General features: G+C 65.1%; 21 protein-coding genes. 4 read left to right on the forward strand and 17 right to left on the reverse strand.

Translation table 11 applies throughout. The annotated features are described in order from the left end of the window. Window positions 1-19 precede the first annotated feature (19 nt). The 3 genes from FRF71_RS09820 to FRF71_RS15510 are packed head-to-tail and all read right to left on the reverse strand — an operon-like array spanning window position 20 to window position 1,787. Entirely contained in the window at window positions 20-1,018 is a 999-nt protein-coding gene (locus tag FRF71_RS09820; protein ID WP_147090486.1) for an NADPH:quinone oxidoreductase family protein, read from the reverse strand. After that, complete coding sequence (leuD, locus tag FRF71_RS09825; protein ID WP_147090487.1) at window positions 1,015-1,617, reverse strand: 3-isopropylmalate dehydratase small subunit; 603 nt, start codon at window positions 1,615-1,617, stop codon at window positions 1,015-1,017. The genes FRF71_RS09820 and leuD overlap by 4 nt, the downstream gene beginning before the upstream one ends. Then, complete coding sequence (locus tag FRF71_RS15510; protein ID WP_192900002.1) at window positions 1,617-1,787, reverse strand: hypothetical protein; 171 nt, start codon at window positions 1,785-1,787, stop codon at window positions 1,617-1,619. The genes leuD and FRF71_RS15510 overlap by 1 nt, the downstream gene beginning before the upstream one ends. A gap of 127 nt (window positions 1,788-1,914) precedes the next feature. Here FRF71_RS15510 and FRF71_RS09830 point away from each other — a divergent pair, with 127 nt between their 5' ends. Then, the gene (locus FRF71_RS09830) at window positions 1,915-3,141 is read left to right on the forward strand and encodes an FAD-dependent oxidoreductase (RefSeq protein WP_147090488.1); all 1,227 of its coding nucleotides are present in this window, start codon (window positions 1,915-1,917) and stop codon (window positions 3,139-3,141) included. Here the strand turns inward: FRF71_RS09830 and leuC are convergent. Further along, entirely contained in the window at window positions 3,138-4,565 is a 1,428-nt protein-coding gene (gene leuC, locus FRF71_RS09835; RefSeq protein ID WP_147090489.1) for a 3-isopropylmalate dehydratase large subunit, read from the reverse strand. The genes FRF71_RS09830 and leuC overlap by 4 nt on opposite strands. 84 nt (window positions 4,566-4,649) lie before the next feature. Between leuC and FRF71_RS09840 the strand changes: the two genes are divergently transcribed. Together FRF71_RS09840 and FRF71_RS09845 are read left to right on the forward strand one after the other, a co-directional pair. Further along, entirely contained in the window at window positions 4,650-5,168 is a 519-nt protein-coding gene (locus FRF71_RS09840; RefSeq protein ID WP_147090490.1) for a sterol desaturase family protein, read from the forward strand. Between the two features lie 46 nt (window positions 5,169-5,214). Then, window positions 5,215-6,339 carry a DUF3500 domain-containing protein gene (locus tag FRF71_RS09845; protein ID WP_147090491.1) on the forward strand — a complete coding sequence of 375 codons (1,125 nt, stop codon included), beginning with the start codon at window positions 5,215-5,217 and terminating at the stop codon, window positions 6,337-6,339. A gap of 342 nt (window positions 6,340-6,681) precedes the next feature. Here FRF71_RS09845 and FRF71_RS09850 read toward each other — a convergent pair whose 3' ends face one another. From FRF71_RS09850 to FRF71_RS15465, 13 genes are all read right to left on the reverse strand, one after another. Further along, entirely contained in the window at window positions 6,682-7,035 is a 354-nt protein-coding gene (locus tag FRF71_RS09850; protein WP_337678483.1) for a YbaN family protein, read from the reverse strand. Window position 7,036: 1 nt separating this feature from the next. Then, window positions 7,037-7,447, reverse strand: a complete 411-nt coding sequence (locus FRF71_RS09855) for a SufE family protein (protein ID WP_147090492.1) — start codon at window positions 7,445-7,447, stop codon at window positions 7,037-7,039. Window positions 7,448-7,615: 168 nt separating this feature from the next. Then, complete coding sequence (locus tag FRF71_RS15515; RefSeq protein WP_192900003.1) at window positions 7,616-7,792, reverse strand: hypothetical protein; 177 nt, start codon at window positions 7,790-7,792, stop codon at window positions 7,616-7,618. After that, the gene (locus FRF71_RS09860; protein WP_147090493.1) at window positions 7,789-8,022 is read right to left on the reverse strand and encodes a hypothetical protein; all 234 of its coding nucleotides are present in this window, start codon (window positions 8,020-8,022) and stop codon (window positions 7,789-7,791) included. The genes FRF71_RS15515 and FRF71_RS09860 overlap by 4 nt, the downstream gene beginning before the upstream one ends. A gap of 25 nt (window positions 8,023-8,047) precedes the next feature. Beyond that, entirely contained in the window at window positions 8,048-8,356 is a 309-nt protein-coding gene (locus FRF71_RS09865; protein ID WP_192900004.1) for a hypothetical protein, read from the reverse strand. A gap of 27 nt (window positions 8,357-8,383) precedes the next feature. Further along, on the reverse strand, window positions 8,384-8,680 hold the full coding sequence (locus FRF71_RS09870) for a hypothetical protein (RefSeq protein ID WP_147091612.1): 297 nt from the start codon (window positions 8,678-8,680) through the stop codon (window positions 8,384-8,386). 41 nt (window positions 8,681-8,721) lie between these two features. Then, window positions 8,722-9,021 carry a hypothetical protein gene (locus FRF71_RS09875; protein WP_147090494.1) on the reverse strand — a complete coding sequence of 100 codons (300 nt, stop codon included), beginning with the start codon at window positions 9,019-9,021 and terminating at the stop codon, window positions 8,722-8,724. Beyond that, on the reverse strand, window positions 9,021-9,326 hold the full coding sequence (locus FRF71_RS09880; RefSeq protein ID WP_147090495.1) for a coiled-coil domain-containing protein: 306 nt from the start codon (window positions 9,324-9,326) through the stop codon (window positions 9,021-9,023). The genes FRF71_RS09875 and FRF71_RS09880 overlap by 1 nt, the downstream gene beginning before the upstream one ends. Beyond that, window positions 9,326-9,607 (reverse strand): hypothetical protein, encoded by a 282-nt coding sequence (locus tag FRF71_RS09885; protein WP_147090496.1) that lies wholly within the window; start codon window positions 9,605-9,607, stop codon window positions 9,326-9,328. Before FRF71_RS09885 ends, FRF71_RS09880 begins: the two co-directional genes overlap by 1 nt. 27 nt (window positions 9,608-9,634) lie before the next feature. Further along, complete coding sequence (pspC, locus tag FRF71_RS09890) at window positions 9,635-10,015, reverse strand: envelope stress response membrane protein PspC (protein WP_147090497.1); 381 nt, start codon at window positions 10,013-10,015, stop codon at window positions 9,635-9,637. Then, window positions 10,012-10,329, reverse strand: coding sequence for an envelope stress response membrane protein PspB (gene pspB / locus FRF71_RS09895; protein WP_147090498.1), 318 nt, complete (start codon window positions 10,327-10,329; stop codon window positions 10,012-10,014). Before pspB ends, pspC begins: the two co-directional genes overlap by 4 nt. Window positions 10,330-10,332: 3 nt before the next feature. Continuing rightward, window positions 10,333-11,094, reverse strand: coding sequence for a phage shock protein PspA (pspA, locus tag FRF71_RS09900; RefSeq protein ID WP_420359378.1), 762 nt, complete (start codon window positions 11,092-11,094; stop codon window positions 10,333-10,335). A gap of 151 nt (window positions 11,095-11,245) precedes the next feature. Next, the gene (locus FRF71_RS15465; RefSeq protein ID WP_161597938.1) at window positions 11,246-11,407 is read right to left on the reverse strand and encodes a hypothetical protein; all 162 of its coding nucleotides are present in this window, start codon (window positions 11,405-11,407) and stop codon (window positions 11,246-11,248) included. 150 nt (window positions 11,408-11,557) lie between these two features. On the opposite strand from FRF71_RS15465, the gene pspF reads away from it, so the two are divergent. After that, window positions 11,558-12,595, forward strand: a complete 1,038-nt coding sequence (gene pspF, locus FRF71_RS09905; protein ID WP_147090500.1) for a phage shock protein operon transcriptional activator — start codon at window positions 11,558-11,560, stop codon at window positions 12,593-12,595. The last annotated feature ends 88 nt before the right edge of the window (window positions 12,596-12,683 follow it).

A 12,683-nucleotide genomic window follows, 5' to 3' on the forward strand; every position in this document is an offset into this window, starting at 1 on the left:
TGGCCGCGTGGCGCAGCCTTCAGTCCATTGTTACCACGACCTTGCCGATCGCTGCACGCGATTCGAGCAGGCTGATCGCCTCGCCGCCACGCTCCAGCGGGAAAGTCGCCGAAACGCGCGGATTGATCTTCCCTTCCTTGAGCAGATCGAACAGCTTGGCGATGTGCTTGGCATTGGCTGCCGGATCGCGGGCGGTGAAGGCGCCCCAGAACACGCCGCAGACATCGCAGCTCTTCAGCAGGGTCAGGTTGAGCGGCAGGCGAGCAATCCCGGCCGGGAAGCCGACCACGCAGAACCGGCCTTCCCAGGCGATCGAGCGCAGCGCCGGTTCGGAATAGTCCCCGCCGACGATGTCATAGATCACGTTGGCGCCTTCGGGGCCGCAGGCGGCCTTGAAGGCTTCGGCCAGGGCCTTGGACTGGTTCTTGTCGAACGGCGCGCGGGGATAGATCACCACGTCGTCGGCGCCGTGTTCGCGCGCGACAGCGGCCTTTTCCTCGGTCGAAACCGCGGCGATCACCTTGGCGCCATAGGCCTTGCCCAGTTCGACGGCCGAAAGGCCTACGCCGCCAGCCGCGCCCAGCACCAGCAGGGTGTCGCCCGCCTTCAGGTGCCCGCGATCGAGCAGGCCATGCATGTTGGTGCCATAGGTCATCAGCAGCGAGGCGCCGGTTTCGAACGAGACGCCATCGGGCAGCGGGAACAGCCGCGCCGCATCGGCCAGGACTTCGGTGGCCAGCCCGCCGTTGCCCATCATTGCGATCACGCGGTCGCCCGCCTTCCACTGCGTCACGCCTTCGCCAACTGCGTCGACCACGCCGGCCAGCTCACCGCCCGGGGCGAACGGCCGCGCCGGCTTGAACTGGTACATGTCCTTGATGATCAGCACGTCGGGATAGTTGATCGAGCAGGCCTTGACCTTGATCCGTACTTGGCCGGGGCCGGGGATCGGGCTTTCCAGCTCGTCAAGGGTCAGGGATTCCGGTCCGCCAATGGCGTGGCTGCGAAGGGCCTTCATGCTGCTACTCCCGTTCCCGCGGCGAGCCAGGGCAGCTCCGCGCGGTGTTTTTGTTCATACGTGCTGATCGCCGCATCACGCGCCAGGGTCAGGCCGACCTCATCGAGGCCGTTCAAGAGGCAATGCTTGCGGAAGGGATCGATTTCGAAAGTGAAGCGATCCTGGAAGGGGGTGGTGACGGTCTGCGTTTCCAGATCGATCGCGATTGGGTCGGTCTTCGCCACTTCGAGCAGCCGGTCGACCTGGTCCTGCGGCAGGACCACAGTCAGGATGCCGTTCTTGAAGGCATTGCCCGAGAAGATGTCTGAAAAGCTCGGCGCGATGACACAGGTGATGCCAAGGTCCAGCAGCGCCCAGGCAGCATGCTCGCGGCTGGAGCCGCAGCCGAAGTTGTCGCCTGCGATCAGAATGGGTGAGCCCTTGAACTCGGCGCAGTCAAACAGGTTGTCCGGATCCTGGCGCAGTGATTCAAACGCGCCCTTGCCCAGCCCTTCGCGGGTGATCGTCTTGAGCCACTTCGACGGCACGATCACGTCGGTATCGACATTCTTGCGCCCGAACGGAATCGCGCGCCCTTCCACCTGCTTGATCGGTTCCATCAGTCTGTCTCCGGCGCGTCCTCGGGCGAGGGCTGTTTCTTTTCCGCCCGTTCCTTGCGGCGCGAGGCATAGAGGAGGGCCGCGGCGATAGCCGCCGAACCGATCGCGGCACCGGCCAGGGCCGCCTTGCCGGACCAGCTCTTGTCGGACTTGTCGTTCTTGTCGCTCATGGCTTTCCTATGTCCATCGCGGCCCGCCTCTTCAAGCCCGTTGGCGGATTTTTCATGGGGCCGATGCAGCAATTGCCTGTTCTCCGCCACGCGATAGACTGACTGCGCAGCAAGCGAGGAGGGTAGCATGGGGATCACACGCAGGCAGGCGGTTGCAGCAACCGGGGCAAGCCTGCTGGCCGGGGCACTGGCCGGCGGCAGGGCGCAGGCGGCGGATAGCCGGACCACCGCCGATGTCGCCGTGGTCGGTGCCGGGGTGTTCGGCGCCTGGACCGCCTGGCACCTCAAACAGCGCGGGCTCAAGGTGGCGCTGTTGGAAGCATACGCGCCGGGCAATGCCCGCTCGTCATCCGGCGGGGAGAGCCGGGTGATCCGCGTCTCCTATGGCGACGATCCGCTCTATTCCGGCATGGCGCGGGATTCGCTGGCGGCCTGGGCGGCGCTGTCCGCGAAGCAGACGCTGCCGCTGCTCCACCGCACCGGGGTGCTGTGGTTCTCCCCCGCCGGGGACGAATACATGGCGCGGTCGATGGCTTGGTTGAAAGCCAACGGCATTGCCCATCTGGCGGGCGACACCGCCTGGCTGCGGGCGCGCTATCCGCAGATCACCTTCAAGGATGGCGAAAGCGGGTTCCTGGAGGACGCCAGCGGCGCGCTGATTGCGGGGCGCGGGGTGCAGACCGTGGTGGCTGATGCCGGCCTCACGCCGTTGCGGGTGCAGGCCGACCTGCCAGAGCGCCTGTCCGACGGCACACTGCGGGTTGGCGGAGTGTTGGCGCGCTCGGTGGTCTATGCCTGCGGGCCATGGCTGCCCAAGCTGTTTCCGGACCTCTTGGGCGGACGGATCGTGGCGACCCGGCAGGAAGTCTATCACTTCGGCCCGGCGGCGGGCGATGGCCGTTTCTCCCCGCCCGCCTTGCCGGTCTGGGCCGATTTCAACGCCGGGGACATTGTCTATGGCTTTCCGGGGCTGGAAGGGCAGGGCTTCAAGATCGCCTTCGATCGCCACGGGGCAGAGGTTGACCCGGATACGCAGGACCGCCGCGTATCCAGCGAAGGGGTCGATGCGGCGCGCGCCTATCTCGCCCAGCGCTTCCCCGGTCTGGCCGCTGCGCCCCTGGTCCACAGCCGCGTCTGCCAGTATGAGAACAGCTCCAACGGCGATTTCCTGATCGACCGGCTGCCAGGCTTTGACCGGGTCTGGCTGGTCGGCGGCGGCTCGGGCCATGGCTTCAAGCATGGCCCGGCGGTCGGCGCGCTGGTGGCACGGCACGTGGTAGATAGTGCACTGCCGGTGGAGCCGCGCTTCAGCCTGGCGAGTAAGCAGAAGGTCCAGAAGCGGACCGTTTATTAGAGCTTCCGCACGTCCGTCAGCCGCCCGGTCACCGCCGCAGCGGCGGCCATGGCGGGCGAGACCAGATGCGTCCGCGCTCCCGGGCCCTGGCGGCCGACGAAGTTGCGGTTGCTGGTGGATGCGCAGCGTTCGCCGGCCGGGATCTTGTCCGGGTTCATGCCAAGGCAGGCCGAGCAACCCGGTTCGCGCCATTCGAGGCCGGCGGCGGTAAAGATCTTGTCCAGACCCTCTTCCTCGGCCTGGCGCTTGACCAGGCCAGAACCCGGAACGACGATCCCCCAGCGCACGTTTGGCGCCTTGGTCTTGCCCTTCAGCACCGCAGCGGCGGCGCGCAGGTCTTCGATCCGGCTGTTGGTGCACGAACCGATGAAGACGTTCTGGATTTCGATCTCATCCATCCGCTGGCCGGGTTCGAGCCCCATGTATTCCAGGCTGGCGCGGGCGGCGTCCTGCTTGGAGGGTTCGGCAAAGCTCGACGGATCGGGCACCACGCCGCCAATTGCGACCACGTCTTCGGGGCTGGTGCCCCAGGTGACGGTCGGCTGGACATCGGCGGCCTGGATCGTGACCGACTTGTCGTAAGTCGCGCCCGGATCGGTCGCCAGGCTCTTCCACCAGGCGACGGCGGCGTCCCAGTCGGCGCCCTTGGGCGCATAGGGGCGGCCCTTGAGGAAGGCGAAGGTCTTCTCGTCCGGAGCGATCAGGCCGGCGCGGGCACCTGCTTCGATGCTCATGTTGCAGACGGTCAGGCGGCCTTCGATCGACATCTCCTCGAACACCTTGCCGCGGTATTCCATCACGTGCCCGGTGCCGCCGGCCGTGCCGACCACGCCGATGATGTGCAGGATCAGGTCCTTGGGGCTGACGCTGGGGGCGAGATCGCCCTCAACCCGCACTTCCATGGTCTTCGATTGCTTGAGCAGCAGGGTCTGCGTGGCCAGCACATGCTCGACCTCGCTGGTGCCGATGCCAAAGGCCAGCGCGCCCAGGCCGCCGTGGCAGGCGGTATGGCTATCGCCGCAGACGATGGTGGCACCGGGCAGCGAGAAGCCCTGTTCCGGGCCAACCACGTGGACGATGCCCTGCTCGACATCGGCATCGCCGATATAGCGGATGCCAAAGGCGGGCGCGTTTTTTTCCAACGCTTCAAGCTGCGCCGCGCTTTCCAGATCGGCAATCGGCACGCGCGCACCGCTGGCCGTGCGGCGGGCGGTGGTTGGCAAGTTGTGATCGGGGACTGCCAGGGTCAGGTCCGGCCGGCGCACCTTGCGGCCCGCCACGCGCAGCGCCTCAAACGCCTGCGGGCTGGTCACTTCGTGGACGAGGTGGCGATCGATGAAGATCAGCGCCGTGCCATCGTCACGGGTTTCGACGGTGTGGGCGTCCCAGATCTTCTGGTAAAGGGTGCGGGGCTGTGCGGTCATGACAAGCACAGGCCCTTACGCCTGGCCCCGCGTTTTGCAAGGCGGGGGCTGTCAATTCCTTCGCCAAGCGACTATCTGGCGACCATGCATCCGCTTGCTGCCATCGCCATTGTCATTGCCACGGTCGCCGCCATGGAATGGGTCGCCTGGGCGAGCCACAAGTACATCATGCACGGCTGGGGCTGGGGCTGGCACCGCGACCACCACGAACCGCACGACAACACCTTTGAAAAGAACGACCTCTACGCCGTGGTCGGCGCGGCCATGTCGATCTCGATGTTCGCGCTCAGCAGCCCGCTGATCATGGGTGCCGATGCCTGGGCGCCGGGGCTGTGGATTGGCCTGGGGATCCTGTTCTACGGCATCATCTATACGCTGGTGCACGATGGCCTGGTCCACCAGCGCTATTTCCGCTGGGTGCCCAAGCACGGCTACCTCAAGCGGCTGGTCCAGGCGCACAAGCTGCACCATGCGACCATCGGCAAGGAAGGCGGGGTAAGCTTCGGCTTCGTCCTGGCGCGCGATCCGGCCAAGCTGAAGCAGGAACTGAAAGCCCAGCGCGAGGCCGGGATTGCGATTGTGCGCGACAGCCAATTGACCTAGCCTTCGCCCCAGGGGGCGCTTCGATCGGCAGCGAAGTGGGGGCGGAATGAACAGGTTCACGACAGCAATTGCCTTTTGTGCGGCGGCCTTGGCGTTGCCCGGCACCGCACTTGCGCATCCGGCGGCCGTTCATTCAAGCGCAGGTAGCGCTGCCCGTGCCGCGGCCATGAGTGATGCAGCAACGCGGTTTGTCGCGACGCTTGATCCGGCACAGCGCAAGAAGTTCATCCGCGCGCTTGATGACAATGCCGCGCGAACGGACTGGAGCAACCTGCCCGCGACGGCCTATCCCCGAACCGCGCTGGCGCTAAGCGAACTTAGCGATGTCCAGCGGGTGGCACTGCACGACTTGATGGCCGCCGCGATGAGCGGTGAGGGCTATGGTGAAGCCGCAACGATCATGTGGATCGACGATATTCTACACGGGATCGAAGCCGCCAATCTGCCTAACGTCCCAGCCGAGCGCCGTGCAGCGGCCGAGCGTGGGGTCGCTGCTCGGGGCTCTGGCAATTACTGGATCAGCCTGTTCGGCGAACCGGGGTCGCGCAGCTGGGCCTGGATGATCAACGGCCATCACTTTGCTGCAAACTTCACCGTTGTTGATGGGCGCATCGCCTTTACACCCTTGTTCCTGGGCGCCAATCCGCAGATCGTAAGGCAAGGCCCCTATGCCGGCTGGCGCGTGCTGGATCACGAGATCGCCGGCGGCTTTGCATTGATCGCTGCGCTCGATCCGGATCAGCGCAAAGCGGCGCTGGCCGGGGCGGCAGTCGATCCGGCGCAGTTCACGGGCAAGGGTAAGAAGGACAAACCGCAACTACCAGTTGGGATTGCCGCCAATCGCCTTTCACCGGCTCAGCGCGAGCGCCTGATGGCGCTGGTCGAAGAATTCGTTGGCTTTGCTAACCGTGAGGCCGCTGCCGCGCAGATCGCGGCGATCCGGGCCGACGGACCGGCCAAGCTGCACTTTGCCTGGTGGGGCTCGTCCGACGATCGTACCAAACGGTTCATGTACCGGATTGCTGGGCCGTCGATCCTGATCGAATATGTCCGTGAACCACAGGCCGATGGTTCAGGAGCCAACCACGTTCACGCGATCGTCCGTGATCCGCGCAACGACTATGGCGAAGACTGGTTGGCCCGCCACTATAGCGAAGCGCCGCACCCCTAGTTGGCGTATTGGCACATTTTTGTTGACATTAATAACCAAATCGGTTATAGGCCCCACCAGCAACGGGTGTGGGATCGGTAACGCGTGCCGCCCGAACCCGGCAAGGGCCGGTGCTTCAGGCACCACCCCGGATCGCGGAAATCAAGCAAGGCGGCAGGGGAGCGAGCCCGTCCCGCCAGCTCCGCTGACCGCAGGGCCGCGCAGTCGGGTTTCAGGTTGTCCCCCCGCTGCCGTTCGCATGGAATAGACACCGGCCTCAGCCCGATCAGGCCAGACGGGCAGCAGCGCACCGGCCGCACCCGTTGTCTGTCCCCGTGCGCCCGCCGGCGCAAATCCAACAGGCTATTCCGCGCGGGTCCAGATCCAGCTGCCGGCAATGGTCAGGACGGCCAGCGAAATCCACACATAGGGAAAGCCCACGGTCAGCCAGGTAAAACCAACCCCGGCGGTCATCGCCAGGATAGCTGATACCTTTGCCTTGCGGCTGATTGCGCTGCGATCGCGCCAGTCGCGCAAGCCCGGGCCGTAAGTGGGATGTTCGTAAAGTCGCTGTGCCCACTCCGGATGGCTGCGGGCAAAGCAAAAGGCCGCCAGCAGCAGGAACGGCACGGTCGGCATGATCGGCAGGGCCACCCCGATCGCCCCCAGTGCCAGGGCGATGAAGCCCCCCGCCATGTAAAGCGGGCGCGCGATCACTTCAGGCGCCCGTATAGCGGCTGGCGGTATCCTGAATCAGCGCGATCATGTTGGGAATCCCTTGCGTCCGGTTGGAACTGAGTTGGTTCCTCAGATCAAAGGGTTCAAGCGCTGCGGCCATATCCATGGCGGCCACTGCGGCGGGCGGTTGGTCCTGCACGGCGGACAGCACCAGGGCGATGATCCCCTTGGTGATCGCGGCGTTGCTGTCAGCCAGGAAGTGCAGCCGGCCTTCATCTGTGCGGGTGGGATAGACCCAGACCGAAGCCGAACAGCCACGCACCAGCGTGGCGTCGGTCTTCAATGCATCGGGCATCGGCTCCAGCTCGCGCCCCAGCTCGATCAGCAGGCGATAGCGTTCATCGCCTTCCAGGAACTCATACTCATCAAGGATGTCGGTCAGGCTGCGCATGGGGCGCATTTAGGGGCTGGGCGGCCTGACACAAGCCCGACCTTGTTACCTAGTCCGTCACCCCCGCGAAAGCGGGGGCCCATCACCTGTGATGGCCGATAGCGCGCGGGCTGCAATGTCAGGAGATGGGTCCCCGCTTTCACTGGGATGACGTGGGGGAGTGAGCGTTCAGCCGCCAATCCCGCCGGGCCGGGTGAGGGCGTAATAGATCACATAGAACCAGCCCAGGAAGCCGTGAATGATCGCCCAGACCAGCGACTTGTGGAGGCTCCATGACACCGCGACAGCGATTGCGCTGCCAAGACCGATGCCGGCGCGGGCGGCGTGGCCGCGGACTTCGCTCACAGGTCGACCCCTGCGGCAATGGCTTCAAGCTTGCGGATCCGCTCTTTCAAGTCGGCAATCTCGATCCGGGCCATGCCGGCGGGGTGGCCCTGGTCAGGCCCGCCGCGCTGGGCATCAAGCTCGCGGGCCTTGAGACTTAGCCAGCCCTGCCAGCCCTTCAGCGTGGCAGCCGTGACCATGGCCGTGGCGGCCAGCAAGATGGCGGCGATCATGAGGTTTTCGGTGAACATGGCGGTTCTCCTCGGACTATCTCACTCAATCCTTGCGCTCGCGCAGGCTTTCGATTTCGTTGGCAAGGGCCGCTGAAGAGCGACCGTCGGTGGCGATGCGTTCCAGCACCTTGATCCTTTCGCGCAGGTCGCTCACCTCGCGCAGCAGCTCTTCTTCGCGCTGGCTGGGCACCAGCCGGGCGGGCTCGGCCGAACCATCGCCCATCAGGCCATCGCGGCGCATCCTGCGGGCTTCGCGCCACGCGTTTCGATCCAGCCCGTGCTTGGAGCGATAGATTCCGGCGATCGTCACAATCAGCACGATCAGCACGATCATCATTTGGCCGCCGTTCATCAAATTTCCCCTTCCCGTTTCCGGCAGTTAGTTCTTCACGCCGTCCGGCAACTGCCGCAGCGCCTCGATCTGGCTGGTCAGGCCATAGCCGCTGTCGGTCACGATCCGTTCGACATTGGCGAGCCGGTCCTTGACCGAGCCGAGTTCCGCACGCAGCTGCGCGTTTTCCTGGCTGAGCAGCTTGACCCGCTCCATCGCCTCTTCGTTCTTGCGCGGGTAGACCGCCTGGCCCCAGGCCCCGTCCAGCGGGTAGCCGTTCTTGATCCGCATCCAGGTGGTGATCACCCAGCCGCCCACGCCGGCGATGGCAATGGTCGAGATCATTGGCAGGACCGTCTGGATCAGTTCGAGCTTTGCCGGATCCATCACACGGCCTCCTTGGCGGGGGCGGAGAGGGCGGCGCGTTCATTGCGCAGGGCTTCGATCTGGGCGGCGACGTTCTCGCTCTTGTCGGTGGCAATCCGTTCCAGCACGCGGATGCGGTGCTCCAGCCGTTCGATCACATCGCTGCGGTCAGCCGCGACCGACACGGTGCCCTGGGCGCGGATGGCGGCAATCCGTTCCTTGTGCTCCAGCCGGCGCAGATAGGTCTTGGTCAGAATGCCGAAGATTGCGACGACGGTGCCCATCGCCACGGCAAGGCCCATGAATTCCCCGAAATCCATCAGTTATTTTCCTTCGTATCGGTATCGCGCAGCGCCTCGATCTGGGCGGCGACATTGACACTCTTGTCGGTGACGATCCGCTCCAGCACCTTCACGCGGTCGGTGAAGTGGGCCAGTTGCTCGCGCAGTTCGGCGTTCTCGGCCTTCAGCGCTTCATTGGCCTTGTGGTCGGCGCGGGCGGTCTTGCCGCCCCATTCGTCTTCCAGGGCATAGCCGTGCTTGGCGCGGATCCAGTTGTTGATCAGCCAGCCACCGGTTGAGATGGCGACGATCAGGATGACAAAGGCGGGACCCCCGAATTCCATCAGCGGACCTCCTTTTCGCGGTTCTCCAGCAGGGCCTCGACCTTGCGGGCATCGCGCAGCGCTTCGATCTGGCTGGCCACGTCATAGCCCTTGTCGGTGACGATCCGCTCCAGAACGCGGACCCGCTCCTCAAGGTCGGTGTTGCTGGCAGCGTATTGTGCAGCCTTCTCAGCGGTGGCCTGGGCAGCCAGTTCAGCCATCTTGGACTGATGCTTGGTCCAGACGATAAAGCTGACCATCAGAAACGGCGCCAGCGGGATCAGGATTGCAAGTTCACCCATTGGTATTCTCCCCCATCCAGGAAACGGTTAGCGCAGGCGTTCGATTTCCTCGGACAGGCGCGGGTTGGATGATACGTAGTGCAGCTCGATGTCGGCCAGGCGGCGGTCCAGTTCGCGGAAGCTGGCGCGCACTTCGCGGGCCGTGCGGGCGGGCGATTGGCGCACCCCCTGCCAGAAGCGCTGCTCCTGCCGGTCGGTGTAATAAAGGTGCTGCGGCTTGCGCTCCGAGAACATGCCCAGGCCCAGGTAGACCAGCGGGATGATGCCCACGCCCATCAGGGTCAGGGCAACCGCGCCCAGGCGAACCCACAGCACGTCGACCCCGGTGTAATCGGCGATCCCGGCGCAGACGCCCATGATCTTGCCATTGATCTTGTCGCGATAGAATTTGGTGCGCGGCGTGTTCACTGGCCGGTCCTCCCCTTGCTGGCAATCATGCGGTCGAAATCGCGCTGGCTGCGATCGCTCAGCTGGCCGCCGAATTCGCGTTCATCGGCCAGGCGCTGCGGCTGGAACCCCGGGTTATCGGCAGCGACCAGGCGCTCGACCGTTTCAACCCGGTCCTGGAGCCGGCGGGCCAGGCTGTAGAGTTCCTCCAGCATGGCTTCATCGTCGGTGGTCAAGGTGGCGGCGGTCTTCCAGCGGGTAACATAGTGCAGGATCACCCAAGGCAGCCCGACGAAGATCGACAGGATTGCGACTAGCGGAATAAGTTCGTCCACGGCTCAGGCCTCCTTGCTGTCGTCAGCGTTGCCCGACAGAGCCCGCTTCATCGCTTCCAGTTCCTCGTCGATCTTGTCCTGACCGGCGAGCGCCGAGATTTCGTCTGCCAGGCTCGGCTGGCTGCGGCCATCGGCCAGGCTCAGCGCATCGGCGCGGCCTTCGGCATAGTCGACCCGGCGTTCCAGCTGGTCGAAGCGGGCCATTGCCTCGTCGACCCGCTCGCTCGCCAGCAGCGTGCGCAGCTTGACGCGGTTCTCAGCGCTTTCGAGGCGCGCGGCGATTGCGGTCTGGCGGCTGCGGGCTTCGCGCAGACGGTTCTGCAGCTTCTCGATATCAAGCTCATAGGCGCGCAGCGCATCGTCGAGCACGGCGATCTCGGCCTTGAGCTGGTCGGCCATATCGCCGGCCTTCTTCTTTTCCATCAGCGCGGCGCGGGCCAGGTCCTCACGGTCCTTCGACAGGGCGAGCTGGGCCTTTTCCGCCCAGTCGGCCTGAAGCCGGTCAAGCTTCACCGTGTGGCGGTGCATTTCCTTCTGGTCGGCAATGGTCCGAGCGGCGCTGGCGCGCACTTCGACCAGGGTTTCCTCCATCTCGAAGATGATCATCCGGATCATCTTTTCGGGATCGTCCGCCTTGTCGAGCAGGTCGGTGAAATTGGCGGCGATGATGTCACGGGTGCGGCTGAAAATGCCCATCCAGGGAACTCCGATGGAGGAAGAAGAAGACGATGCGGTCGGGGTGGGGGAACGGCGCAGGCGCTCCACTTCGCTGTCGAAGCGGGAGGCGCGATGCGCCGTACCAAACAGGGTTTGGGCCGGAGCCTCGCGGCGGGGGGACTGGGAACCGCCGGCGGGGGGATCGGAAGCATCCGGCCCAAGGGGGGAAAGGGGGTCGTTCACGGGGTCGGTCACCGCGTCAGGCCTGCTGCGCCGCAGCCGGCTGATCGGCGGCGGCCAGAACCGGCGCACGATCCATCTGCTGGGCCAGGACAAAGACGTTCATCGCCAGCATGGCCGCGACCGATGCCAGGATGGCCTTGTCGAGCTTGGAGCGCTGGGAGAGGGGCTTGCCGAACATGGTAGGTGTCCTTCGTTGGTGTTGTTCACCTTTCAGCAAGCCGCGTGCCAATTTGCGCGAGTGGCTGATTTCCGGGCCTTCCGCGGCAAATCGACGAACGACGTGTAGTGGATATTGCGCGATGTTGGGAATTTTCGCTATGTGTTGGGAATGGAGCGTGACACCCAGTTCATTGGCCAGTCCGGAGCCTTCCTCGACGCGGTGGAACGCACAAGCCGAGCTGCCCCGCTTCGCCGCCCAGTGCTGGTCATTGGTGAGCGCGGCACCGGCAAGGAATTGATCGCCGAACGCCTCCACCAGCTGAGCAAGCGCTGGGCCGAGCCGCTGATCACGCTGAACTGCGCGGCGCTGCCGGAAACACTGATCGAGGCGGAATTGTTCGGTCATGAGGCGGGTGCTTTCACCGGTGCTACCAGAGCCCGGGCCGGGCGGTTCGAGGAAGCCGACCAAGGCACGCTATTCCTCGACGAACTGGCGACGCTCAGCATGGGCGCGCAGGAACGGCTGCTGCGCGCGGTCGAATATGGCGAGGTAACCCGAATCGGAGCATCCAAGCCGGTGCGGGTCGATGTCCGCATCGTTGCCGCCACCAACGAAGACCTACCGCGCCTGGCCGAAGAAGGCCGGTTCCGCTCCGACCTGCTTGACCGGTTGAGCTTTGAGGTGATCACCCTGCCGCCGCTGCGGGTGCGCGAGGGGGATATCCGCGTCCTCGCCGAATACTTCGGCCGCCGCATGGCCAGCGAGCTGCGCTGGGAAGACTGGCCGGGCTTTTCCGATGCGGCGATGGAGCAGCTCGAAAACTACCAGTGGCCTGGCAATGTGCGCGAACTGCGCAACGTGGTGGAACGTGCGGTCTATCGCTGGGATGACTGGGGCACGCCCGTCTCGCATATCGTGTTCGATCCGTTCGACAGCCCGTGGAAGCCGGCACCTATGGTGACGGCGGACAGCGGCCGGGCGCCGGGTGCGCCATCGCCGACCCATTCGGCCCCGGCACCCTCGGTCCAGCTCGATGCGATCAGCGATCTCAAGGCCGCGGTCGATGCGCACGAAAGGGCGATTGTCGAACAGGCGCTCAACCGCCACCGCTACAACCAGCGCCAGACCGCCAAGGCGCTGGGCCTCAGCTATGACCAGCTGCGCCACTGCATGAAGAAGCACGGGCTGATGGAGCGGGGCGGATAGTCCTTGCATTTCGCAGGGACACAGCCTATTTGGCCGCCATCCCGACATTGTGAAGCAACGGAGGGGCTGGCGCCGAAAGGGGCCGGCG

It is taken from the genome of Novosphingobium ginsenosidimutans, from assembly GCF_007954425.1.
Classification (GTDB): Bacteria; Pseudomonadota; Alphaproteobacteria; order Sphingomonadales; family Sphingomonadaceae; genus Novosphingobium; species Novosphingobium ginsenosidimutans.